The sequence below is a fragment of the Saccharothrix sp. genome (genome assembly GCF_031180885.1).
In the GTDB taxonomy this organism is placed as follows: domain Bacteria; phylum Actinomycetota; class Actinomycetes; order Mycobacteriales; family Pseudonocardiaceae; genus Actinosynnema.
On record NZ_JAPSLK010000026.1, the window covers coordinates 36,212 to 53,710 of the forward strand.

The 17,499-nt window shown below is 71.3% G+C and carries 15 protein-coding genes; 14 read left to right on the plus strand and 1 reads right to left on the minus strand.

Translation table 11 applies throughout. The features are described from left to right. The first annotated feature begins 152 nt into the window (after nt 1-152). The 9 genes from RIN75_RS26020 to RIN75_RS26060 all read left to right on the plus strand — a co-directional run bounded on the left by RIN75_RS26020 (nt 153) and on the right by RIN75_RS26060 (nt 8,950). Nucleotides 153-1,061, plus strand: a complete 909-nt coding sequence (locus RIN75_RS26020) for a L,D-transpeptidase (protein WP_309114644.1) — start codon at nt 153-155, stop codon at nt 1,059-1,061. Nucleotides 1,062-1,108: 47 nt separating this feature from the next. Then, nucleotides 1,109-1,837 carry a hypothetical protein gene (locus RIN75_RS26025; protein ID WP_309114645.1) on the plus strand — a complete coding sequence of 243 codons (729 nt, stop codon included), beginning with the start codon at nt 1,109-1,111 and terminating at the stop codon, nt 1,835-1,837. Between the two features lie 192 nt (nt 1,838-2,029). After that, a complete protein-coding gene (locus tag RIN75_RS26030; protein ID WP_309114646.1) occupies nt 2,030-2,284 on the plus strand; it encodes a hypothetical protein in 255 nt (84 codons plus the stop codon). A gap of 374 nt (nt 2,285-2,658) precedes the next feature. Next, a complete protein-coding gene (locus RIN75_RS26035) occupies nt 2,659-3,300 on the plus strand; it encodes a hypothetical protein (protein ID WP_309114647.1) in 642 nt (213 codons plus the stop codon). Then, nucleotides 3,297-4,448, plus strand: a complete 1,152-nt coding sequence (locus RIN75_RS26040; protein ID WP_309114648.1) for a hypothetical protein — start codon at nt 3,297-3,299, stop codon at nt 4,446-4,448. Before RIN75_RS26035 ends, RIN75_RS26040 begins: the two co-directional genes overlap by 4 nt. Further along, the gene (locus RIN75_RS26045) at nt 4,448-5,869 is read left to right on the plus strand and encodes a hypothetical protein (RefSeq protein WP_309114649.1); all 1,422 of its coding nucleotides are present in this window, start codon (nt 4,448-4,450) and stop codon (nt 5,867-5,869) included. Before RIN75_RS26040 ends, RIN75_RS26045 begins: the two co-directional genes overlap by 1 nt. Nucleotides 5,870-6,461: 592 nt before the next feature. Continuing rightward, nucleotides 6,462-6,692 (plus strand): hypothetical protein, encoded by a 231-nt coding sequence (locus tag RIN75_RS26050; RefSeq protein WP_309114650.1) that lies wholly within the window; start codon nt 6,462-6,464, stop codon nt 6,690-6,692. Between the two features lie 21 nt (nt 6,693-6,713). Continuing rightward, nucleotides 6,714-8,018, plus strand: coding sequence for a hypothetical protein (locus tag RIN75_RS26055; protein WP_309114651.1), 1,305 nt, complete (start codon nt 6,714-6,716; stop codon nt 8,016-8,018). Further along, the gene (locus RIN75_RS26060) at nt 8,015-8,950 is read left to right on the plus strand and encodes a hypothetical protein (RefSeq protein ID WP_309114652.1); all 936 of its coding nucleotides are present in this window, start codon (nt 8,015-8,017) and stop codon (nt 8,948-8,950) included. The genes RIN75_RS26055 and RIN75_RS26060 overlap by 4 nt, the downstream gene beginning before the upstream one ends. Before the next feature lie 997 nt (nt 8,951-9,947). Here the strand turns inward: RIN75_RS26060 and RIN75_RS26065 are convergent. After that, nucleotides 9,948-10,787, minus strand: coding sequence for a helix-turn-helix transcriptional regulator (locus tag RIN75_RS26065; RefSeq protein WP_309114653.1), 840 nt, complete (start codon nt 10,785-10,787; stop codon nt 9,948-9,950). A 1,203-nt stretch (nt 10,788-11,990) separates the two neighbouring features. On the opposite strand from RIN75_RS26065, the gene RIN75_RS26070 reads away from it, so the two are divergent. Genes RIN75_RS26070 through RIN75_RS26090 form a run of 5 tightly spaced genes read left to right on the plus strand, consistent with a single transcriptional unit; the run spans nt 11,991 to nt 17,400 of the window. After that, nucleotides 11,991-12,638: a hypothetical protein gene (locus RIN75_RS26070; RefSeq protein ID WP_309114654.1), complete on the plus strand. Its 648-nt coding sequence runs from the start codon at nt 11,991-11,993 to the stop codon at nt 12,636-12,638. A 39-nt stretch (nt 12,639-12,677) separates the two neighbouring features. After that, a complete protein-coding gene (locus tag RIN75_RS26075; protein WP_309114655.1) occupies nt 12,678-12,983 on the plus strand; it encodes a hypothetical protein in 306 nt (101 codons plus the stop codon). After that, a complete protein-coding gene (locus RIN75_RS26080) occupies nt 12,980-13,873 on the plus strand; it encodes a hypothetical protein (protein WP_309114656.1) in 894 nt (297 codons plus the stop codon). Before RIN75_RS26075 ends, RIN75_RS26080 begins: the two co-directional genes overlap by 4 nt. 54 nt (nt 13,874-13,927) lie before the next feature. Further along, nucleotides 13,928-15,913 (plus strand): hypothetical protein, encoded by a 1,986-nt coding sequence (locus tag RIN75_RS26085; RefSeq protein WP_309114657.1) that lies wholly within the window; start codon nt 13,928-13,930, stop codon nt 15,911-15,913. Next, nucleotides 15,910-17,400, plus strand: a complete 1,491-nt coding sequence (locus RIN75_RS26090; protein WP_309114658.1) for an SCO6880 family protein — start codon at nt 15,910-15,912, stop codon at nt 17,398-17,400. The genes RIN75_RS26085 and RIN75_RS26090 overlap by 4 nt, the downstream gene beginning before the upstream one ends. The last annotated feature ends 99 nt before the right edge of the window (nt 17,401-17,499 follow it).

Consider the following 17,499-nt stretch of genomic DNA (forward strand, 5'->3'; position numbering starts at 1 on the left):
GGGGTGGCGCGGCAACGGGTGCCCGCCGCCACCCCACCGCTTCCACCGCACCCGACGACGCGCGCTTGCCTCGCACCCTCCCACCTGAACTCGTCCCGTACTGGCTCGCTCATCGCGAACCCGTGGCGACCCACTGCACGAAGGGAACGGACATGACCGACCAGCACGACCACGACCGCGACCACCCCGGCCGGGACAGGCCCGGCGGTACGCCGCGGCACCGCCTGGTCGTCCTGGCCGCCGTGCTCGCACTGGCCACCGCGGCCACGGTCACCACGCTGATCACCACGGTCGCGAGTCCGACCGTGGTCGCGGGTCCGGTGTCGCCGGCCGACGGACGCGCCATCGACCCGGCGCTCACCGCGGTGATCGTGCCCATGCCGGTGACCGACGCCGAGCTGGCCGCGCTGCCCGAGGCAACCACCTTCACCACGCTCCCCGAGACCCCTCCCGACCCCGACCCCGCCGGGGTGCCTTCCGGTCGGGTGCTGCACCCCACCACGGCCATCCCGGTCTACATGGACCCCGGCGCACGGGCATTCGCCGCGCTGCCGCCACTGCAACTGGGCAGCGACACCTGGGTGCCCGTCGTCGAGGAGCGTCCCGGCTGGGCGCGCGTGCTGCTGCCCACCCGCCCACAGCACTCCACCGGCTGGGTGTTCACCGACGACCCGCGCGTCACCTCTGCGCGCACCCCCTACCGGATCGTGGTCGACCGCGCGACCTTCAGCCTCACCCTCCTACAGGACGAGGTACAGGTCGGACGCTGGAGCGTCGGGGTCGGCAAGCCCGAGGCGGTCACCCCGACCGGCCGCACGTTCCTCCTGGCCTCCATCCGCGAGACCCAGCCGATCTACAGCGACATCGTGCTGCCGCTGGGCACGCACAGCCAGACCCACACCAGCTACGGCGGCGGCCCCGGCACGGTGGGCATCCACACCTGGCCCACCCCCGAGGTCTACGGCACCGCCTCCAGCGACGGCTGCGTCCGCGTCCCGCGCGACGCGCTCGACGCGATCAGCACCCGCGTCCCGCTCGGCACGCCCGTGCTCATCGCATGAACAACCCATCAGGCCCACACGGGGCAACACCACACCAAGGGGGACCAGTGGTCCGCACCACCTCCAGCACCACCCGCCGAGTGCTCGCCGCCAGCGCGCTGGGCGCACTCGCCGTCGCCGGCGTCGCCTTCCTCGCCGGAGCGCCCGCCACCGCCGCGGCGCAGGAGTCCACCGCCTACGGTGTCTCGGCCACCGGCGTCGACCCGGTCGGCGCCACACCCGCGGTCGCCTCCGCCGGCGAAATCAAGACCGCCTCCGGCTCGGTCGCCAGCGAGGCCGGGACGTTCACCGCCACCGGCATGACCGTCAAGGCCGGAGCCGGCATCGCCGAGGCCACCGTCGCCTCGGTCACCGTCGGCGGCGTCACCGTCGGCCCCGTCAACGCCAAGTGCGACAACGGCACCATCACCTACGGCGGCGGCGGACCCACCAACCCCTCCCCGAACCTGAAGGTGGCCTACGGGCAGGGCGCGGGCGCGACGATCACGATCCTCGGTGCGAACGGCAAGGCATCCCAGACGATCACCGTCGCCGTCGTCAGCTGCGCGAAGTCCGACGGCCCCGGCCCCACCACCACGCCGAGCACCACCGCGCCCACGACCACCAAGCCCGGCACGACCGCGCCCACGACCACTAAGCCGAGCACCACTTCGGCGCCGACCGGCAGTTCCACGACCCGGCCCGCGCCGACATCCACTGGCAACCCGCCCACCAGGACCGAGCAGCCGGCACCCGTCCAGCCGCCGCGTGACGGCCACCACGCCGTCACCGGCTGACGACGGGGTCGGACTGCTCGAACCGTGTGGCCTGCCGACTCGGCTCCCCCCGAGCGCAGGCCACGCACCCATCCGTCGAACCCGGCGGGTGGACATCACCCCACATGGTCGTGACACGACCACCCCGAGGTGGTGCCGCCACCGCACGGTGGCGGCACCACCTCCCTTACACACCAAGGAAAGGCGACGCCGATGAACACCATCCGCACGACCTCGGCCCGCAAGACACTGACCCGGATCGCGGCCGCGGCGGTGCTCACCGCCGGACTGGGCGTGGCCCTGGGCGGCACCGCCTCCGCCCAGATCGCCCTCGGCGGCCCGTTCACCCCGCCCTACTCCGCGTCCGCGCAGGGCGGGACCGACTCGGTCCGGATCTGGTCGCAGATCCAGGGCGGCGACACGGACTCACAGATCCAGGGAGTGTTCCTGGGCATGCAGGTCCGCTGATCGTCGGCACCCGCGTGAACCGGCGGCGTCGGGGGACGCCCGGCACACGCGCACCAACCAGGGCAGTCGCCGCACCGCCCCGACACCGGTGATCTCAACCTCCCGTCACCGGCTCCGGTGCAGGCGCACTGCCCTCCCACGCGGCCCGCCTGTGGATACGCCCCCCGCAGGCGGGCCGCGCCCTCACCTCCACGGAGACAGAAATGCGGGCCGACACGCTCACCGCCGCACCCGCCGGCGGCACCACCGTTTCGACGGCACCCCCGGCGCGGCACCGGCGACCACCCACCGACCACCACTCCCGCCGGCGCGCACGGAACCGTCGCCCGCGCGGCGCGCACCGCCGCCGACCGCGCCGCCCGGTCCTGCGCACGATGCGCGTGGTCACCGGCGCCGCGCTGATGGGCGGCGGCGTCGCCCTGGTCCTCAAAGCCCGGCTGGGTCTCGTCCCGCTCGACGTGCTGCACGCCGCCGTAGCCGACCGCGCCGGACTCACCCTCGGCTGCGGCATCGTCGCTGTCCAAGCCGTGCTGCTGCTGCTCTGGTGGCCGTTGCGCATCCGCCCGGGGCTGGCCACCGTCGTCACCGCGGTCCTGCCCGGCGTGGCGTGCGACGCCGTCCTCGCTGTGCTGCCCACCGCGGGCACCCCGGCTCAGCGGGTCACCGCACTCGCCACCGGCGGCCTGCTCTTCGCCCTCGGCGTCGCGCTCTACCTCGGCGCACGACTGGGCGCCAACCCCCGCGACGGCATCATCGGCCACCTCGCGCAACGCGGACACCACCCGGCCGCCGTCCGGGTTGCCCTCGACCTGGGCTGCCTGACCGGCGGATGGCTGCTGATCGGACCGGTCCACGCGATCGAGACTGGGATCGTCGGCGCGGGCAGCGTCGTGCTCGCCCTCGCCTTCGGCCCGCTGATCAGCCGCCTGCGCCGCCTGATCGACCCAGGCCTGGCAGGCGCGCACACCCACTCTGGCGCACCACAGTCGGCTTCCGGCGGACAGGCCCGCCGATGACCTCCGTCCATGAACCCGTCGGCACGGTCTGGCAGTCGTTGGTTCCTACCGCGTCGGTCCTGGTGCCCCGCACCCGCTCCTACCTCGGACTACTCACCCTCATAACCGAACTGCGGGTGCTCCAGCGCGCCCACGTGCGCCCCGACGGCCTGTACGCCACCGCCGACGCCGCCCACCGCGTGGTGACCGCACTGCGCGAGCACACCGCCGCCGCATCCGACCGGGGCGCAGCCCTCCTGGCCGGCTGGGCACGCCAGTCCCTGTTCGCCCATCCCGCGGTGCTGCGCGACACCCACACCCGCTGGAGCCGAGGCATCCCTGAAGCCCTGCTCGACCAGTGCGTCCAGGCCACCGGCCGCGCCCTAGCCGAACTCGAAGGGCCCTGGACGCTCGACGCGTTCCTCGACGACCCGATCGGCAAGGCACCGCACCTGGTCACCGGTTCGCCGTTGACCGCTCCCGTTCGACTCGACCTCGCCCTGGGACGCCCGTCGTACCCCGTCACTCCCGACCGAATCGACCGCGCACACCGAACCGTCGCCGACCTGGTCGACCAGTCGTCATCGTCCGCCCGGTCTGGCGACGCCGCCGCGCTGCCGCCAGGCGTGCGGCGCGCCCTGGGCGAAGTCGACGAGGCGTACCCCATGTTCCTGACCGACGCGCTGGCGCTGGTCGGCCTGGCCGCCGACCGGCTCGCCCGGGTCGACGGCCGTCCCGTGGCACCCGAGCTGACCGCCCATGTGCTCAGCCTGCACCACCGCGCCGCTGCCGCCCGCCACCCCGACGCGATCCCCACCACCACTGTCACCGTCGCCGGGCTGGCCATCACCCACCTGCCCGCCGCGCCGGGACGCGAGGTCCAGGTGGAGATCGATGCCGCCGGCAGCACCGCGGTGCTCACCTCCGCCCAGCTCGTCCCAGTGCTGCGCACCCTGCTGCGGCCGCCGGACGAGCTGGTCACCGCCCTCGGCCTACTCCACGCCGCACGCCCCGCCGGGGTCCGTGACCGTGAAGTAGGTCCCGCAGGGGACGGCGTGGCCGGATCAGACGCCGAGACGGGCGATCCGGGACCCGACACGGCCTCCCTGGTCCTCGGCGAGCAGCGCGAGCACCACCATCCGACGCCCGCGACGACCCCGGAGAGCTGATGGAACACGACCTCGCCACCGTACCGATGATCGAAGTGGTCCCTGCCGCCCTCTTGGCCGACGCCAACCCGTACCAGGACGAGATCCGGCGCCGGTGGGAACTCGCCACCCGCACTCCGGACGGCAGCCTGCGCCCACAACTCGGGCCGAACAACGCCTGGTGGCCCGAGTCCGGCGCTCCCGATCCCGACCCGGTCGCCGTCGAACACGCCCGCAGCTACCTCGGCGTCCTCACACTCATCCACAACCTGTGGACACTCCAGGAAGCCGACATCGCCCCCAACCGGATCTTCGCCTCGCCCGACGGGCCGCAACGGGTCGTCGAAGTCCTGCGGCGCGAGTATGCCCGCGGAGAACGGCAGCAGGCGCTCGAAGCCAATACCGAACCCGAGCCACACGCCGAGATCCCCGGCCAGTTGGCCATGAACGTCGCCGACGACGACCCGCTGGGCGCCGCGGCGGCGTTCCTGGCCATGCGCACCGAGGAGGCGCTGCTGCACCAGCCGCGCGTGCTGGACATCAGCCTCAACCGCCTCGCCGGACGCGCGCACCCACAGTTCCTGGCCGACATCGCCGAGGTGTGCAAGGGAATCCTGCGCCGACTTCACGGACCCTGGACGCTGGAGCGGTTCCTGGTCGACCCGGTCGGCGAGGACTTCTATCTCTTCCACGACCCGGAGGAGTTCGTCCCCGCCACTGGACTGGACGTCGCTCTCGGCCGGCTGGGCGAACCGGTCTCCCACAAGGAGATCCGCAGCATCCGCGACGAACTTCGGACCGCCGTCAACGAACGCGCCGCGACGCTGACCGACCTACCGGCGCTCGACCCGGCCACAGTGGACGGACCACGGCTGCAACGTATGCACGCCACGATGCGCGAGCATCTGGACTTTTTCCTCGACGCGCTCGCCGTGGTCGACCTCGCCGCCGACCACCACGCCCGCGTCGACGGCCGGCCCATCGCGCCCGAACTGCGCGGGCACTTTCTCGCCATGCACCAAAGTGCTGCCCATCACGGCCGCGGTGCCGTACCCACCACCCACATCACCGTCGCAGGATTGATCATCAGCCACCGCCACGACCACGCGATCGGCGAGACCGTGGTCGACATCGCCGCTGCGAACTCCGAGCGGACCCTGCCCGTCGACGAACTGCCCCAGGTGCTGGCGATGTTGCTGCAACCACGGACCGACGCCATCACCTCCTTGGACAGTATCGAGGCTGCCCTGCGACGCGTGGAACTCGACTTCGGCCGCCGCTTACACCGCTTCGGCGTTCGACTCGATCGACTTCAGTTGCTGTACGGCGTCGAGTCCGATCACAACACGCCCCAGCGCCCCCACCTCGCGAGTCCGCTTGCCCCGCCCAACCTCCGCGGCCAGACGCAATGGCCCAAGCCGCACGGCACGACAACGAGGTAACCATGTCCGAACCCACCATCGGCCTCGACGCCGGAACCGACGACGACCGCCACACCGACGCCGGTGACACGGCGGCGAGCACAGCACCGGACTATCGCGCGGCCGCGGCACCGAGAACCCTGGGCCAGGTGCTCGGCGAGAACGTGCGGCGCCTGCGCTACGAACGCGGCCTGGACATGCTCCAAGCGGTGGCTTGGTTCAGGCAGCGAGGCATGAACGTCTCGATCCGGAACCTCCAGGACCTCGAACGCGGCACCCAGGGACGTCTGACGTTCGGCACCATCGTGCGCGTCGCCCTGGACTGGCAGGTCCCGGTCCGGGAACTGTTCGCCGGGGACGGTGACGTCGCCGTCGCCAGCGGGATCCGGCTCTCCCGCGAACAGCTGCGTGAGCTGCTGCGCGACACCGGTCACGACGACCCGCCGCCCGCCACCGATCCGGGCGCACCGGCCCCGCAGGGCAGAACCTCCGCTGGATCCGCCTGTGCGACGAGGTCCACCGGCACCACCCAAACCTGCGGCTGTGGCCTGGTCTGCTGGAGGGCGGCCCGGTCCAGACCTTCACCACCCCTACCGGGGACCAGCCCCAGTCCATGCGGCAGTTCCTCGCCGCCGCGGCCGACCTGGGCGTCGCGGTCGTCTACGGCAGGTTCCTCGACCTGCCCTCGCCGCACCATCACGCCCTGATCCAACCCGCTCCCGGCGACACCGTGCTGGTGCTCCAGTACCCGGCATCCGGCGGTGTCGTCCACAACTGGACCGGTCCGCCGGCCGCCCTGGGTGAACCGGTCCCGCGTACCACCCCGTCCACCTCCGGCCGCTGATCCGCCCAAGGAGACCTTGTCATGGCCGACCACCTCGCCGACACCGGGATGATCGAACTGGCCCTCGCCGCCCTGCGATCCCCCACCGCCGGACCGGGCGCCGACGCGATCGGCGAGATCCGCCGCCGCTGGGACGCCGCCACGGTCCACCAGGACCTGGCCTGGTCCGTGGCGGTCGACGGCCACGTCGACTACAGCGTCGCCCACCCCGATTTCGACCCGATGGTCATCGAGCGGGCCCGCTGCCTGCTCGGCGCGTTCACGCTGGTGTTCGAGCTGTGGGAGCTGCAACGCGCAGGCGTCGAGCCGGACGCCCTCTACCTCGACCCCGACGCCACCACCCGTCTGAGCACCCTGCTCACCCGCGACCTGCACCCCCGCGGCGGCACCGACCTTGCCCTCGTGCTGGACCGCCACGGCCGCTACACCGCGCGCACCGACCCACGCCGCACCGCGCGCCGCTACCTCGCCCACTGGGCGCAGCTGGCGCTGTTCGCCCATCCCGCCGACCTCTATGACCACCAGTACCGGCTCACCGGCCTGCTGCACCCTGATTTTCTGGAACACCAGCATGTGCTGTGCTCCCACGCCCTGGCGCGCCTGCACGGCCCGTGGTCCCCGGACGCCGTGCTGTCCGGTCCCTCCCCGGCCAAGCCCTACTGGCTGCCCCGCCCGACCACCGCACCCCGGTCCGACGAACCACTGCTCGGTCTCGACATCGCACTGGGCCGCCCCGGCGACCGGGTCACCACCGACGAAGTCCGCATCTCCCAGGCCGTGGCCGAAGCCGAGGTCGCTGCGGAAATCCACCGCCTCGGCGACGCGCCAAACCGGATGCTCTCCACCCTGGTTCCCGCGCCACATCAGGACCCGGGCGGCCTGTCGCTGCATCTGCGCCTGACCGCCGAATTCCTCGCCGCTGCCCTCGGTGTCACCCGCCTGGCCGCCGACCACGTCCTGCGGATCGATGGGCGCACCGTCGCCGCGCACGACGAGGAACGCGTCCTGATGCAGCACGCGGTCGCCGCCGCGGACGACACCGGCACCAGCCTGCCCACCACCGTGCTCACCGCCGCAGGCCTTTACTTCGCCTTCCACCTCGATCCCGAGCTGGACAGGGTGCTCGGACAGGTCGACGCCGTCGGCATCGCCCACCACGTCGAGCACGTCGAGGATGTCCGCGACATGCTGGCGCTGCTGCGCCGCCCCGACGCACCCAGCGTCATCGCCGCGATGTGGCTACTCGGCACGCCCGACCGGCAGGACCACGCCACCCGCATGTCCACCGCGTGGTGGCCACCCCGACACACTCCTCGACACCGATGACCTTCCTCGTACTGCTCGCCCTCGGCCACCTAGCCAGCCGCGCACTTGCAGGCCAGTTGCGCGCCCGCGGCACCGGCCGCCGCGCACCGGCCGTCGCCGAGTTTGGCACCACCGCCATCGGCGGCACCGCCGGACTACTGACCCTCGCCCTCGCCGGCGACCTCACCCCCAAAGCGATCACAACCCTCGACGAGGCACTGCGACTGGTGGTGGGTGACCTCGCCGAACCGCTGACCGTGCTGCTGCTGCTCGCCGCGATTCTCACCGCGCTGTACGGGTTCTGCGTTGCGACCGGCCACCTCGTGCTGCTGCTCGAACTCGGCCTGCAAGCCCTGCGCCACACCGAACCTCACGACACGGCCGAACCGGTCCGGCACCCCGATCCCGTCGACGAGTCCACTCGCCTGCGCCGCGCGGCGCTGCGCGCGTACGGCCGCGCCGTGGCACGGCTGGCCGACAACCGCGACGGCGACACACCGACACTCGACGTCGCCATCGCTGGCGACCGGCTGCGCCTGAACACCCACGCCATCGCCGCCCGGTGGACCGCGACCGAAGGCTGGAGCGCGGTCACCCACAGGGGCCGGCGCTGGTACCCGCACGTCCGGGTGCCGCCCCCGGCCGCAGTCCTCGACTGGCTGCGCATCGTCGGCACCCGGCCTCACCTCGGTGCCCTGCGCGCGCCGCTCTGGCCCGCCATGCCGCCCGACCACGCAAAACCCGACCACGCCGCCGACTCGGACACGCTGCTCGTGCTGCTGGCCGCCGCCGCCGCGACAGCGCCCGCTGGCCTCGCACAGCGGCCTGCTGACTGCGCCGAACACGACCCCGCGCCACCCCGGCGGGATCGCTTCCCGCCCCGTCGCCGCACCGGAACCGGAGTGGACCTCATCCCCGCGCAGCGGACCGGTCAGGAGGACCCGGCACCATGATCAAAGCCACACCGCAGTCATCCCGCCGACCGCCGCGACGACCGGTCCCATTCCGCCTTTGCCCCGCAGCACCGACAGCGTGGGACTCTTCGGGGCGGGGTGACGAGCGGACGGGTACCGGCGTGCCTCGCGAACCGGATTTCGTGACAACCACAGCCCGGAAAACACAACGCCGGCACCCACACGCAGAATCCCCGACCCGACTCCTCGCGCCAACCACCACCCGGAGGCTCCCTGCCACAACCCGGACAACCGTCGGCGCGAGACGACACGGGTGCGCGGGAGGTCAGCGCGGGACCGCGGTGTCTCTCGGCATGCCACTCAAAGTAGGTCACCCTGAGTGGGATCATGCGTGCGCACCTGGCAGTCGACGGTGCGAGCACCGGTCAACGAGCCAAGGTGGTGCGCGGTGTCGTCGGCCCACTCCAGGTGCGACCACAGTCGGCGAGCCGGACCGTCGAGTGCGCGGACGCCGGGCGCAGGTTGTCCACCTGGGGACCAGCGCGCGCACCGCGGCGAGCAGGGATTGCGGGAAGGCCCGGTAGCTGGTCGACGCGATCCGCGCTGCACGAGAGCACCGATGGCGGACCGCGCCCATGACCATGCAGGCGGCAGAAGGCACCAGCACCCAACCGGTTCTGAGCCCGGCACCACTGGGCACCGCGAACGGTGTTGCCGACTGGGGCGTCACCGGAACCGGCACCAGTACGGTCAGCGCCGGGCACAGCACTTACCTCGGGAAGTGCCCCGTGACTGGCTGTACGACGTCGGTCTACCACCGGGCCGATGCCCCCGACGAGACCCAGGCCTGCGAGGAGGGCCCGCGTTCATGCCACTCAGGCCCGCTGCGGCGCGGCCACGTTCGCGCGGTGTCGTGCCGCTGGTGTCAGGTCGTCGTTGTGGCGCCCGCCCTACCTCGACGACCCGAGAGGGCGGAGGACCACCGGGCCAAGTGGATCCGCAGCCGATAGCCGGCCGTCGCACCGGGCTCGTAGCGTCATTCCTGGGGATTGTCCTGGTTTGGGGCGGGTGTCGATTCGACGGCGAGGAAGCTTTCGACCACCTCCGACAAGGTCTTCTTGTGAGCGGGATCTGCGATCTCCGCGGCGCGCAAAGCCAGCTCCAGCACGCCGGCGTCCCGGAGGACGCGCAGCATCGCCAACTGCTCCTCGACCTGGCGTCCTGTCGCTGAGTCCACGCCTACCAGGTAAGTGACCGGCACGCCGAAAAACTTGGACACCTCGCGCAGGGTGTCCACTCCCAGTTCGTCGGCTCGTCCTTCTCGCAGGCGCCTGATTTCGTCGATTTCGCAGTGCACCGCGGCGGCGACGTCGCTCTCGCAGCACTCCGCTGCGGCACCGCCGGTCTGATCGGCGCGCGGGGTGGGCGTGCCGAAGCGGAGCAGCATGGCCACGCGCGTGGCCACGACCTCCCGGTGGCCGACTTCGTCCTGGGTCACCGCCACGCCGGGCGTCTCTTGCGGCAGGCCGGGGTTCTGCTCGGCGAGCAGGGCGACGCTGATGCCGAAGAAGTCCGCGATGCCCCGCAGGTAGGAGATGCCCGGGTTGTCCCTGTCGCCCTTAACGAGGTAACCGACGTACTCCGGCGTGGAGCCGATCGCCGCCGCGACCTCCTTGTAGGTGTGCCTGCGCAAGCGGCGTTCGACTGGCGCTCCGCCCGCGGCCGCGACGTCGCGGTCGTGTTCGGCATCGTCGACCGGCACCGTAACGGTCCGGAAGAGCAGGTCCAGCTTCGCGGCCAGGGTCGGCAGGCGCTCCAGGGCTGCGGCCAGATCCTTGTAAGAAGGCCCTCTTATTCCATTCGCCGAGGCACGCATGCGGCTCCCCCCGTTGCACACCGTCGCTTCCTCAAGCCTAACCGGCTATCGCACAGCCAAACACGACCGTTACCCCCAACAGGCCCAGTCGAAGGCATCGACGCTTCACTCAAGGTCACATCGCTGGTTCTTTCGGGTTATGAGTACTGCTAGGCGGATGTGAGATGTCGGACTGACCTAGCCTGCGTCGTTGGGGTGTGAGAAATCAGTTCGGCGTTGGCCGAGACTGCCCGGTGGCGAGTTCCGCGCGTTGAGGACCGCCGAGGCGATGTAGGTGCTACCCGGTCGTCACCGCCCCAGTGCTCGCCCGGTTCGTCGACCGGGTGCCACGACGCGAGCTGATGATCATCTGCTGTCTAATGCAGGGGTTGTTCGTGGGCCTCACGGCGACCCCGGGCGCGCGGCCGCGTAGTCGTCGGGGCTCAGCGCACGGCGGACGCGCGTCGGCGTCGGGTCGGGACTGGGCTAAGGGCCGGGGGCCCGCCGGGTCCGCCGCCACAGTCCGGCGCGTCTTGTCGGCCGCGCCCATGACGCGGGCTGCGGATCGGGGCCGGTCGAGTCGGGCGGGCTTTCCAGGCACCCTCTGGAGGCGCCCGACCTTGCTCACAGAGCAAACCAGCTCTGATCACTAAGGGTCACATTGCGAGTTTATGCGCTACTCCATTCGAGTGATAACCAAACTGAAGTCCCCCACTCGATGGCGCTTACGGTCAGCGACAAGGTAGACCTGTAGAGCCCCCGAAAGGGGGGTCGCGGTAACATTGAGTAGCCAAACGGTCGCTTTCGCCCCTGGGTGAACTGATCGACACACGGCGAAGCGGAGTCGACACCCGGTGCCGCCGAACTCGTTTCGGACACCGAGAGTCACCGACTGGGGGATGTCCTGCGGGCAGGCTGGGGGGCTGCGCCCGCCGATCGACACCTCGACGTCACCGCCGCCGGGCGCTCGGTGAACCCGCGGTCCGGGGGTGACCGGAGCGGCCGGACGGACTTCGTGACGTCCACACCGGACGGCGGAGCCGTCCGGCCGTCGGCCGGCGACGCCCCGCAGGAGGGTCCCACGCCGTTGACGGTGTGGTGAGCCGCACGACCCCGGTCTCCCCGGACCGGGCCGAGGACGACAACGACGACCGTCGGACTGGCCCACCCGGCCGACGGTGACGCCGCCGTATGCGGCGTCGCGACCTGTGTCGGGGGGACACGGTGACGGGTGGGCAGATTTCGGCACTTCGCGTGGCCGGGGTCGTCGGCGGAGCGGGCACCAGCACGCTGGTGCGCCTTCTGCGTTTGGCGTTTCCCCGCCACCCCGTCGTGGACCTCGGCCGCTACCAGGGCGGCGAGGTCGACGTCCTGGTCACCAACAACACCGTCGACTCCGTCCGCGTGGTCGGCGACGCGCTCGCCGCCAATCCCCGCCGTCCGGTCCTGGTGATGATGCGCACCGTGCCCGGCGTGGTCCACAACACCAAGCCGCACATGATCAACATCAGTCCGAACATCTCGGCCTTGTTCGAGGTCAACCACAGGCGTGCCTGGGTCGAGATGGCCGGCGCGCCGGGGACGAGGCTTCCCCGGGGCAAGGGGGCACGCGACCTCGCCAACCTGGTGACGAACCTCCCCGGCGCGATCGCCGCGATGTTCGCCCAACCGCCGAGGTTCGGTCCTGCATCCCGCACCGCGCCCGTTCGCGCCCTTCCGCCGCGTTCCGCATTGCCCGGGGTAGGCATGCCCGCGATGCCGGGAGCGCATGGTGTTCCCGCCGTGGGAGCCCGCGCTGGCCCTGACACCCGTAAGTGGCCAACGCCCAACGGCGCGCCACACCACGCGTTCCGCGGCAGCCAGGGGGGCTGACCGTTTCTTTCTCGCAGCGTAGTCGGGGGATTCCGTGCGATGACTTTGTATGCATATCTGACGGAACTGACGGGCGTATTGGCCCAAATCGAAATCCCGGATCCGCCACCTCAGGCACCCGAGGGCCCTTTGGCGGAAGCAACCAACACGATGTTGGGCTTCATGAAGTGGGGCGGACTCGTCGGCGGTGTCGGCGCCGGGATCGCGGCCGGGATCATGATGGTTATCGGTCGCCGCAACCGCAACAACATGGCGATCGAAGGGGCGATCTCGATTCCGTGGATCGTCGGCGGTCTGGCGCTGGTCCTCGGGGCCGCGTCCCTTGTCGGGTTCTTCGTCGAATGAGCGGCCACCTGCACCCGCCCGTGCGCCGCGGTTCGGCGCACGATGTGCCCGCGGTCCTGCGGGCGGCCGTGATGATCCTGATGCTGGGCGTACTCAGCCTGGTCACCGGCTTCGGCACGGGGAGTACGGCATCCGCTGTTCCCGCTGCAGAGACGGCGGCACCGGACCTCGCGGACCTTCCCGCCGAACTGAAGAAATACGATCCGCACTCCGCGGCGTGGAAGACCGCGCCGTGGAACGCCATCCCCGCCTGCACCGACCGTGGAGGGGACTTCTCCCTCTGGGTGATCAGTGTCATCAAGGACGCGCCCGCGTTGCTGGAGTTCTTCCAGCCGAGCGCGTTCGGGCCGGACGTCGCGGACGGTGACCGGAGGGACGCCATCCTCGCTGGTTACCGGAAACTTGGGGAATCCGCTTTCGACATCGTCCCAGCCGGACTGTGTGTTGACGACGTCAAACGGTGGGCGAAAGCCGATCCCGACATGAAGCCGTTCGGTTTCGTCTGGGGTGTCGGCGGTCAGCAAACTTCTTTCTACTGCACCGACCGCGACCCCTCTGCGCCCCGCGCAGGGGAGATCAACCGCTATCTGGGCGCCGAACGCGCGGCGTGTGACGGATTCACAATCCCCTGCGACAACGCGCGGGGCGGCGACCAGGCGCGGTGCGCCGCGTGGAACGCCTTCGCCGAGAACCACGCGCGGCAGGTCGAGGAGCTGCGCCGCGAAGCCGTGGCCCAGCACCCGGCGAACACGCGGGCCCAGGTGCGGAGCCGCGTCGGTTCGGGGCCGATCGCCGGTGCGATCGGCGTCGGGGTCACCGCCGTCGCCGTCCTGGTCGTGATGCTGCTGGTGTCGCGCCGCGGGCGGCGCCCGGCTTCCGGGCGGCGGTGACCGATGACCGGGGCAAGGCACCGCACTTCCGTGCACACGGTCCGCGGATTCCGGATGGCCGTACTCGGGCTGCTGCTGGGCGTGCTCGGGCTGGTGACCGGCTCGGCCACGGCCGCAGCGGCCCCGGTGGCCAGCCTCGACAACGTACCGAGCACGTTGCACAAGTACGTGCCGGGCAGCGATGCCTGGAACGCCTCGCCGTGGATGAGCTCGTCGACCTGCCGCGATCGCGGCGGCGACTTCGGCCTGTGGGTGACCAGCGTCGTCATGGACACTCCCGAGTTGCTGAAATTCTTCCAGGCCAGTCTTTTCGGGCCGGAGGCCAAGGCCGCGGACAAGCCGCGCAGCGACGCGATCATGGCGGGGTACCAGACGCTTCGCGGCCAGGTTGCGACCACCGTCCCGCGCGGGTACTGCGTGGACGACCTGCGGCGCTGGACCGGGTCCGTAAGCAACCTGCGCCCGTTCGACTTCAGGTGGGGCGTCACCTCCGGAGACGGGCACCAGACCTCCTACTACTGCACGGACCGTGCCACCACCGACTCGACCCGCGAGCAGGAGAACAACCGGTACTTCGGGGCCGAGAGAGTGCCGTGCGACGGTGTCTACATCGCCTGTGACGGTGCCCGGGAGAACGAGAAGGAGCGCTGCCAGTCGTGGAATGCCTGGTCGGACGACTACGTGCGGCGGATCGAGGCGTTCCGGGCCAAGGCGATCACCGACTTCCCGGCGACCGGAGCCGCCGACACCGACGTGGTGCTGAAGTCGCCGTCGGAAATCGCCGAGGACCTCGGCATGAGCTGGTTCGCCAGCCTGACCAAGTCCATCGTCGAGGGCTCCTCACGCCTGATGGCCGAGTCGATGACGTGGTGGACGCGCGACGACCGCTCGGTGATGTTGGAGAGCCCCGCGATCGGCAAGGTCCAGGACATGCTGCGCGACGTCGGGATCGCGCTGCTGGTCGCCGGCGTCATCTGGCAGGGCATCCTGATGATGTACCGGCGCAAGGCAGACCCGCTGGTTAACACGGGCATGGGCCTGCTGACTTACGTCGCCTGGTCCAGCCTCGGCGGCACCATCGCGGTGCTGTTCCACCAGGGTGGCATCGCCCTGGCCGACCAAGTGCTCGACGAGAGCATCCAAGGCTTCAGCCAGAGCATGACGGCCACGATGCTCGTGCTCACCCCGAGCATGCCCGGCGCGATCTTCTTCCTTGCGATCATCCTGCTGCTGGTCTCGGCGATCCAGTGGGTGCTCGGGTTCTTCCGCATGGCGGCGCTGGTGATCCTGCTCGCCCTGCTGCCGACCGCCGCCGCAGGTCAGATGACCGACCGTACCAAGCCGTGGCTGCCCAAGGTGTTGGGGTGGGGCCTGGCCTTGGAGATGTACGCGCCCGCGAGCGGGGTGATGTACTCCATCGCCTTCGTCTTCATGAGCGACGGCACGATCGGCGTGGTGCTGGTCGGCGTCACAGCGGCGGTCATGTCGGTGGCCTCAATGCCGGTGCTGCTGCGGTTCTTCGACTGGGGCGGCCAGAAGTTCGTCGGCTCGGGCGGTGGTGGCGGCGCGATGGCCGCCGGCGCGGCCGCGTCGATGCTCGGCGGCGGTACGGGCGCCGGCGCCTGGAGCCGGTTCATGGACCGCAGCGGCCCCGGCGGCGGCCAAGGCGGCGGCGACGTCAGCGGTGCCATGCAGGTGTCCTCGGCGCACGGCGGCGACGGCCCGGCAGGCGAGCTGCCCACCGGTGGTGAGGCGCAGGCCTCCTCGACGTCCGGCACGAACCCAGCGGCGTCCACCAGCCCGACCCCCACAGGGACCGGATCGGCCGGCAGCGCTGCGCAGGCCGGTGTGGACACCGGCGTTACCTCCGCGACCGGCGCGTCGACCGGCAGCGCGAGCACCGCAAGCGCCTCGACCGCCGCTGCGGCGGCAAGTCCGGCGGGTGCAGTCGCCGCAGGCGCAGGACAGGCAGTCGGCCACGCCTCACAGACCGCCGCCGGTGCGATGACCGAGGGCTCGGACAACGGGAGTGGGCGATGAGCATGCGCACATACGGAGGCTGGCGTCCGCGCAGGGGCTTCGGGGTCGGCCGTCTCTCCGAGGCGCAGACCGCAGTGGTGGGCGTATGCGTGTTCGCGCCGTTGGGCACCTGGATGGCGATCTCCGCCTTCGGCCTGCCGCTGCTTATCCTGCCTGTCGTGCTTGCCGTCGCGGCGGTGACGGCACTGCTGACGCTGATCCCGCACCGCACGCACGGCACGTCGCTGGGCGGCGCATTGGTGGTCTGGGCCCGTACCCGCACCGCGATCAGGAAAGGCTGGTCCGATTGGGAATCTGGGATCTTCACCACTCACCCGCGAAAGCACGAACTGCCCGGCGTCCTCGCACCGATCGTCCCTCTGTCCACAAAGGACGGGCTCGGTCAGCCGTACGGGCTGCTGTGGGACCGTCGGACCGGGCGGCTGACCGCCGGGGTCAGGGTCGCCCCGGTCGGCACGGTGCTGGCCGACCAGGAGCGCACCGACCTGTGGATCGGAAATTTCGCGGCGTGGCAGGCGAGTCTGGGCTACGAGCCGACCATCGAGCACGTCGCGATCGTGGTGGAGTCCGCGCCGTCCACGGGTACCGAGCTGGCGGACTACGTCGCCGAGCGGCTCGATCCGGCCGCGCCGGCGATCGCGCGCGAGACGATGATCGAGGTCGCCGAGGCGCACCGCGGCTCGACGGCGGACATCTCGGTGCGGGTGAACTTCACCTTCCAGCCGCAACGGGCCCGCCCGGCCCCGGCCGACGACGCCGAACGGGTGGCCGAGGTCAGCCGGGCGTTGGCCGGACTGGAGGGCGACCTGCCGCTGACTGGCGTGGCGACACTCGGCCGCGTGACGGCGGCGCAGTGGACGCATTGGCTGCGCGGGGCCTACGACCCCGACGCGCGTGGCGAGCTGGCCCGTCTCAGCGAGCAGGGACACCTGTTGGCCTGGGCCGACGCCGGACCCGTCCGTGCGCAGACTCTCAACGACCACTACTGGCACGACTCCGGCTGGAGCGTGTCGTGGGCGATGAGCGGGCTGCCGACCCAGAACGTCACCTCGAACGTTCTGGCGCCATTGGTCACACCCGGCCGCTACCACCGGCGCGTCTGCATTACCTACCAGCCGATCCCAGCCGACCAGGCCGGGGATCTGGTCACCCGGGAGGCCTCCGGTTCGGCATTCCGCCGGCAACTACGCCGCCGTCGCGGCGTCGACGACACCGCCCGTGACCGCGCCGACGAGCAACGCGCGGTCCAAGCAGCCGAAGAAGAGGCACAGGGGGCCGGTGTCGGTCTGTGGGCAATGTACGTGACCACCACCGTGTCCGACCCGCGCCAACTGCCCGACGCGATCGCGGATGTCGAGGCGCGCGCCCGGAACGCCAAGCTGCGGCTGCGGCGCGCCTGGGGCTGGCAGCACGCCGCGTTCGCCGCATCGCAAGGCGTCGGGATCAACCCGCCGGACCTGGCCCGACGGGGGCGGTGGGCCCGATGACGCCGCCGGCACGGCTCCCTCGGCGGGGCCAACGCCCGAACCGTCGCACGCCGGAAGTCCCGCTCGGGTCGACGCCGCAGCTCTTCGCCGGGCGTCGCG

Excerpts from the sequence above, each read along its gene's own strand:
- RIN75_RS26075 (WP_309114655.1), top strand. The coding sequence starts at position 12,678 with ATGACTTTGTATGCATATCTGACGGAACTGACGGGCGTATTGGCCCAA.
- RIN75_RS26040 (WP_309114648.1), top strand. The coding sequence starts at position 3,297 with ATGACCTCCGTCCATGAACCCGTCGGCACGGTCTGGCAGTCGTTGGTT.
- RIN75_RS26055 (WP_309114651.1), top strand. The coding sequence starts at position 6,714 with ATGGCCGACCACCTCGCCGACACCGGGATGATCGAACTGGCCCTCGCC.
- RIN75_RS26080 (WP_309114656.1), top strand. The coding sequence starts at position 12,980 with ATGAGCGGCCACCTGCACCCGCCCGTGCGCCGCGGTTCGGCGCACGAT.
- RIN75_RS26045 (WP_309114649.1), top strand. The coding sequence starts at position 4,448 with ATGGAACACGACCTCGCCACCGTACCGATGATCGAAGTGGTCCCTGCC.
- RIN75_RS26020 (WP_309114644.1), top strand. The coding sequence starts at position 153 with ATGACCGACCAGCACGACCACGACCGCGACCACCCCGGCCGGGACAGG.
- RIN75_RS26050 (WP_309114650.1), top strand. The coding sequence starts at position 6,462 with ATGCGGCAGTTCCTCGCCGCCGCGGCCGACCTGGGCGTCGCGGTCGTC.
- RIN75_RS26085 (WP_309114657.1), top strand. The coding sequence starts at position 13,928 with ATGGCCGTACTCGGGCTGCTGCTGGGCGTGCTCGGGCTGGTGACCGGC.
- RIN75_RS26035 (WP_309114647.1), top strand. The coding sequence starts at position 2,659 with ATGCGCGTGGTCACCGGCGCCGCGCTGATGGGCGGCGGCGTCGCCCTG.
- RIN75_RS26090 (WP_309114658.1), top strand. The coding sequence starts at position 15,910 with ATGAGCATGCGCACATACGGAGGCTGGCGTCCGCGCAGGGGCTTCGGG.
- RIN75_RS26065 (WP_309114653.1), bottom strand. The coding sequence starts at position 10,787 with ATGCGTGCCTCGGCGAATGGAATAAGAGGGCCTTCTTACAAGGATCTG.
- RIN75_RS26030 (WP_309114646.1), top strand. The coding sequence starts at position 2,030 with ATGAACACCATCCGCACGACCTCGGCCCGCAAGACACTGACCCGGATC.
- RIN75_RS26060 (WP_309114652.1), top strand. The coding sequence starts at position 8,015 with ATGACCTTCCTCGTACTGCTCGCCCTCGGCCACCTAGCCAGCCGCGCA.